Source organism: Aneurinibacillus aneurinilyticus ATCC 12856 (assembly GCF_000466385.1).
Lineage (GTDB): Bacteria > Bacillota > Bacilli > Aneurinibacillales > Aneurinibacillaceae > Aneurinibacillus > Aneurinibacillus aneurinilyticus.
The window spans coordinates 1-5,120 of the sequence record NZ_KE952848.1 but is presented as its reverse complement, the minus strand read 5'-3'; the positions used below and the strand labels follow the sequence as shown (position 1 = coordinate 5,120).

The following is a 5,120-nucleotide window of genomic DNA, read 5'->3' as shown; positions in this document are numbered from 1 at the left end:
CTTCCACCTTATGGATAATCAACAGGCGTGTTTTGACACAATTTTCAAAAAACATTCACACTAGACGTTAGCATGCAGGAATTATTCTTATAATTAAAAGGGGGAGTAAGAAAATCTTCTTCAACATATTTAACCTTCGGGTTAGGAGCATATTAATTTTTTAGGTGAAACACATTCGACTTAATAATGAATACCTGATAACAACTCATTACGAACTTTTAACGGCAGTCAATAAAACATGAAAACAGACCAATTCTTCCATAGTGTATAGGAAATAGGCCTGTTTCTTGCAAAAGGTGTTTAACAAATAACATTTCCAAAATGTTGGCGGTACTCCATATGAAGTTAGGTTAGCTTCTCTTTAACTTCCTTTTTTTCTCGTAACAAAAGACCAGCCCGAAATTGCGTCCAATCAAACAAGATGATGCCTGTTAAAATTAAGAGCCCCCCGACGATTTGCCAGAAATCCATCTGTTCACCGACAATGAGAAACGCCAGGAAAACCGTAAGCGGAAGTTCAAAAACACTGATGATAGAGAAACGCGCTGCTCCAATAAATCATCCATCCCCAGGCAACTCCCGAAAGAATGCCTAGCAACGTTCCCATTGCAGATAATTGCTGAAACTCTCCCTGAAAAATCTTCAGTACCAGCAGTTCCCCTACAAATGTGCAAACGAGCCCTAATACTTGCTGGATGCGCAAACTCTTTTTGTCGATAAAATACTCAAGCAACACAACAAAAGCAGGATACATAAAAATAAGCGTCAGCACCAATGAAACGTTCATCAACTTAATAGCCATAAACATGGCGATGACCGTTACTGCTTTACCAGCGCCGGCCAGAAAAAAATCGCTCGTACTTTGCTTTGTTAGACGTGGAAACGCTTCGCCGGTCCACATGACATACAGCAGCAGGAGAACGGCGGCGATCGCAGTTTGATTAAAGACAAGGCTTTTCGGAGTTAAACCGTCCTGATAGGCAAAGACGGTAAACACAGTCGGCAGTGCGAAGCAGAAGGTGGAGAATAAGGAATAGAGATATCCTTTTACCATATCTGTTTACCTGATCTCATAGTTCAACCACACCTGTTTCTGGGCACCCATTTTGTCATAAAGAGCCTGGGCTGTATGATTGTCGTGTGCTGTCTCCCAAATCATGTGAGAATAATTGTTTCCCCTAATATACGACAAACAAGTTTGGAAAAGCTTTTCGCCAATTTTTTGTCCTCGCGTGCTGGGGACGACGAACAAATCGTACAAGAACGCCATTCGCTTGGCCTCGAGTGTATTAAATGTAAAGTAGAGCGTAGCGAAACCAGCTAACCGATGGGCTTCTGTTTCAGCGACGAATTGAATACCAGAGGAAGGTTCATCAATCAGATGTGTCACCAGTTTAGTGAGCGCTTCTTTTCCCGGATCGGGCGATTGATAAAAATCAACAATGTACTGGTGCATCAATTCAAGCAACTGAGGTAGATCTGCTTTTGTAACAGGGCGAATTGTAACGAACTCCATGGTCAAATCCTCCATTCACATGTGTTTTCAAATAAGTTATTATGCAAAAATTATTCCGATTTATGGTAGTGGATTTCACTATAAAACAAGGTTCACTGGAAGCATGTTTATTCCTATTGGCATAATTTATGGAAAAATGAATAAAAGTCAGGATTCAGCTCCTGCCAATAAGAAATTGGGGTAAGTCCGAGATAAGTCCAAAAACCGCCATGCAGGTGTAAAGAAATGTAAAGAGGGCACAAAAGCCCTCCATTAAGCTGTTTTAAACCCTAACCCCAGCCTTCCATCTAAAGGTTCAGGCCGTTCTTCTAAATCAATGACGTAATCACCAAATCGTTTGATATGTTCCATAAGATAAGGACTAAGTACACTTAGGTCGTCCGGGTCTACGTAATGCCCTTCTTTCCTCAATTGACGTATCACCATAGTTATATCCACGACGTTTTGAAAAATAACTGCGTTTGCAACCAGGTCTTCATACTTAATGGCCTTTTCCTGTTGCTCAGGATCGTTATCAGCAATAATGCCAAGTCCGCCAAAAGAAAGCCATTTGGAAAATCCGTTGTAAGCCTCTACTTTGTTAGTGGTAGCAGTAATTGTCCTACGCATATCAATATAAGAAATATATTGGAGTAGGAAAACCGTGCGCACAACACGTCCCAGCTCTCTAAATGCCTGATAGAGCTTGTTTTTTTAACTGTAATTCCCCAACTTTCTCAACAACATAGCAGAAGAGATTTTCCCATGCTTAATGGACAAGACCATCCGTAAAAGATCTTTCCAATGTAATTCAATTAAATCCCAGTCGATCGTATCGCTAAAAAGAGAATCGATGTGCTTATATTTCATGTCAGTAGCTAGGTCGGAAGGAATTTAGGAAGGGTTTTAAACCGATTATAGTCGATGTAATGTTGGTTAGTGCTTCTTATGAAATTCATTGAAAGAATGTATTTGTTCACTGGATAGCCTACTAAATACCAGTTGGAACAGCTCTTGATTGACAGCCCTGCGAATTTGATCGGTTAACTCATCTAGGACACGAAAACTCGGTAACTCACACCTGCTTTTAACGAGCTCTTCGATAGCGATATTAATTAGATCAGGGGGATGATCTTTCACCTTTGCTGCTTCGGTTAAAATATTGATGATGATCGGCCGTGTTTGTTTACCATTTGGTATGACGTTAAAATATTTACGTATTTCTTGTTATTGTTGAAGATCACCAGGAACTTTTAGGAAGGAAAATGATGGTATAATGAAACTCAAAGCTAAGGGGGGTAGAAAATTGTGTTAGAAGTTGTAAATACAACAGTGTTTTCTTTGGAAAACGGTGGAGGTAACCCGTGTCCTGTTGTTTTGAATGCAGATAGTTTAACAACAGATAAAATGCAAAAGATGACAAAGGATTTTGCTCATGAATCAGCCTTCGTTTTAAAATCAACTCGTTCTGATTGTGATATAAAGATTCGTTTCTTTGTTCCATTACATGAGATGGAAATGTGCATCCATGCCACTATAGGAAGCATTACAGTTCTCGTTAACCGAGGTATGATAAAACATTCACCGACTATAGTGGAGACAATGTTAGGGCCTATTAAAGTTGAATGGGAAGTAAAAGGATCGAATTTAGATGTTAATGTGGAGCAATTCTCCCCCGAATTTTTAAATGTAAATCCTACAGTAGAAGAAATATGTAAAGCATTATGTATTGGAATAGATGACATAAATAATTTTCCTATTCAATCTGTTTCTACGTCTCGTTATAAACTAATTATTCCTTTAAAAAGTGTTGGAACTCTTAACAATCTTAAACCTAATTTTGAATACCTTTGGAAATTATGTGATGAGTTTAACACTACTGGGTTTTATCCTTTTGCCATTGAGCAGGAAAGCAAGCAATGTGTCCAGGCACGTCAATTTCCTAAGAGAGCTGGATACAATGAAGATCCGGCAACTGGTGTAGCAGCATCTGCATTAGGGGCATATTTAACCGAAAACAAGGTGTTTTACCCGTTAAAAGATGGTTGGAACAGCTATAAGATTATTCAAGGAATCGCTATGGGACGGCCTAGTATTATTAAATCCGAAACTTTTATACAAGAAAATAAAATTATTAGAACCCGAGTAAAAGGAAACGCAATAGAAAACTCTAGTGTATTTGTTAGAGAGACATCATATTAGCCATTTAAAATGTTAATGGTCTTCAACAAACGGGCGCGATAATGCAATAATATTTAGATTTAAACGACTTTATTGTCATTTTACAGGAGGGCTTATACAGAAAGCTAGAGGTAGAGTTTAAAACAGCTTAATGAGGGCTTCAGTGCTTTATTTATATTTTTTTACATCTGTATGGCGCTTGTTGGACTTATCTCGGATTTACCCCAAATTAATGCAATGCCTTCTCAAAAATGAAAACTTCACAGCAAAAGCGAGAATTTTCCATATTCCTTTTCACCTCATCATTGAGTTGAGAAACGTCCTTGCAACACCCTTGTCATATGCTACTGACTATAACTGCCTTCGTTAGTCGGGGCTTGAACTCTAAAAATGGTACCCATGTCAGGCGCACATACAAAGTAATCTATCATCATATTTATGTCTGAAAATGAATTAATATAAATTTCGTTGTTTTACTATCGGACAGAATAGCTAAACTGTCGTATGGTATGATAAAGGGGATTCTTAAACTTTTCAGTGGTGGTTGAATAATGATAAAAAATCACAAGGATATAATTGATTTAGTACAAAACGACGACATGATGATGAAGATACTTAATATAGTTAAGTTCCTTAAGCTGCCAGATTGTTGGATTTGTGCGGGGATTATTCGTAACAGGATTTGGGATGCTTTGCATCATTTTGAAGAACCAACCATGATAGAAGATGTCGATGTAATTTATTTTGATTCAAATTCTATTGATGAGAAGATAGATAAATCTATTGAAGAAAGATTATACACTATTCATCCGAATATAAACTGGTCAGTCAAAAATCAAGCAAGGATGCACAAACGAAATGGAGACGATCCTTATAAATCCACAGAAGATGCAGTATCTAAATTTCCTGAAACAGCAACAGCAATTGCTGTTCGTTTGAATGAAGAAGATAATGTTGATTTGATAACTCCTTGCGGAATTGAAGACCTTGTAAACTTGATTGTTAGACCAACAAAACACTTTTTACGAAATGCTAATACAAAAGCCAAAGTTTATGAAGACAGACTACAAAAAAAGAAATGGCAGGAAAAATGGGATAAACTCGCTATCATACACATGGACTTCTGATTTTAAGTGCCATGTTTGCTCTTTATACACTCTCATGTATTGGATTTTTAGAAAAGAGATATTTCTCAGCAGACTGGAAAATCTCCGGTTTTTAAACTTTTTTTCTCGATAAATAAAATCAAGTGTGGAAAGCCGTAAGGTTCTCCACACCCTGAAAGCCTAAACAAATAGGCTTTGAAGCAAATTTCATTCTACTTTGTGGTCTATGACAAGAATCCGGTCCCTGACCCTTAAAGGTATATTGATTAAAGTCTATTAAACATAAGTTTATAACAATCCTCTTCTTTAACTTCCCTCCGAAAGAAGTCTCCCACTTC

At 37.7% G+C, this 5,120-nt stretch carries 6 protein-coding genes and 1 pseudogene; 2 read left to right on the top strand and 5 right to left on the bottom strand.

The window, feature by feature from the left end:
• Positions 1-345: 345 nt before the first annotated feature.
• From HMPREF0083_RS30195 to HMPREF0083_RS30190, 5 genes and pseudogenes are all read right to left on the bottom strand, one after another.
• On the bottom strand, positions 346-498 hold the full coding sequence (locus HMPREF0083_RS30195) for a hypothetical protein (protein ID WP_412674523.1): 153 nt from the start codon (positions 496-498) through the stop codon (positions 346-348).
• A gap of 19 nt (positions 499-517) precedes the next feature.
• Complete coding sequence (locus HMPREF0083_RS18355) at positions 518-1,054, bottom strand: DMT family transporter (protein ID WP_021623145.1); 537 nt, start codon at positions 1,052-1,054, stop codon at positions 518-520.
• Between the two features lie 6 nt (positions 1,055-1,060).
• Positions 1,061-1,516, bottom strand: coding sequence for a GNAT family N-acetyltransferase (locus tag HMPREF0083_RS18350; RefSeq protein WP_040303675.1), 456 nt, complete (start codon positions 1,514-1,516; stop codon positions 1,061-1,063).
• A 252-nt stretch (positions 1,517-1,768) separates the two neighbouring features.
• A pseudogene (locus HMPREF0083_RS28225) lies at positions 1,769-2,368 on the bottom strand (Tn3 family transposase); the annotation flags it as partial.
• Between the two features lie 63 nt (positions 2,369-2,431).
• Positions 2,432-2,716 (bottom strand): DUF4158 domain-containing protein, encoded by a 285-nt coding sequence (locus HMPREF0083_RS30190; protein WP_081696114.1) that lies wholly within the window; start codon positions 2,714-2,716, stop codon positions 2,432-2,434.
• An 87-nt stretch (positions 2,717-2,803) separates the two neighbouring features.
• Here HMPREF0083_RS30190 and HMPREF0083_RS18340 point away from each other — a divergent pair, with 87 nt between their 5' ends.
• The gene (locus tag HMPREF0083_RS18340) at positions 2,804-3,697 is read left to right on the top strand and encodes a PhzF family phenazine biosynthesis protein (RefSeq protein ID WP_021623140.1); all 894 of its coding nucleotides are present in this window, start codon (positions 2,804-2,806) and stop codon (positions 3,695-3,697) included.
• 530 nt (positions 3,698-4,227) lie between these two features.
• The gene (locus HMPREF0083_RS18335; RefSeq protein WP_021623139.1) at positions 4,228-4,803 is read left to right on the top strand and encodes a nucleotidyltransferase family protein; all 576 of its coding nucleotides are present in this window, start codon (positions 4,228-4,230) and stop codon (positions 4,801-4,803) included.
• The last annotated feature ends 317 nt before the right edge of the window (positions 4,804-5,120 follow it).

Excerpts from the sequence above, each read along its gene's own strand:
- HMPREF0083_RS18355 (WP_021623145.1), bottom strand. The coding sequence starts at position 1,054 with ATGGTAAAAGGATATCTCTATTCCTTATTCTCCACCTTCTGCTTCGCA.
- HMPREF0083_RS18350 (WP_040303675.1), bottom strand. The coding sequence starts at position 1,516 with ATGGAGTTCGTTACAATTCGCCCTGTTACAAAAGCAGATCTACCTCAG.
- HMPREF0083_RS18335 (WP_021623139.1), top strand. The coding sequence starts at position 4,228 with ATGATAAAAAATCACAAGGATATAATTGATTTAGTACAAAACGACGAC.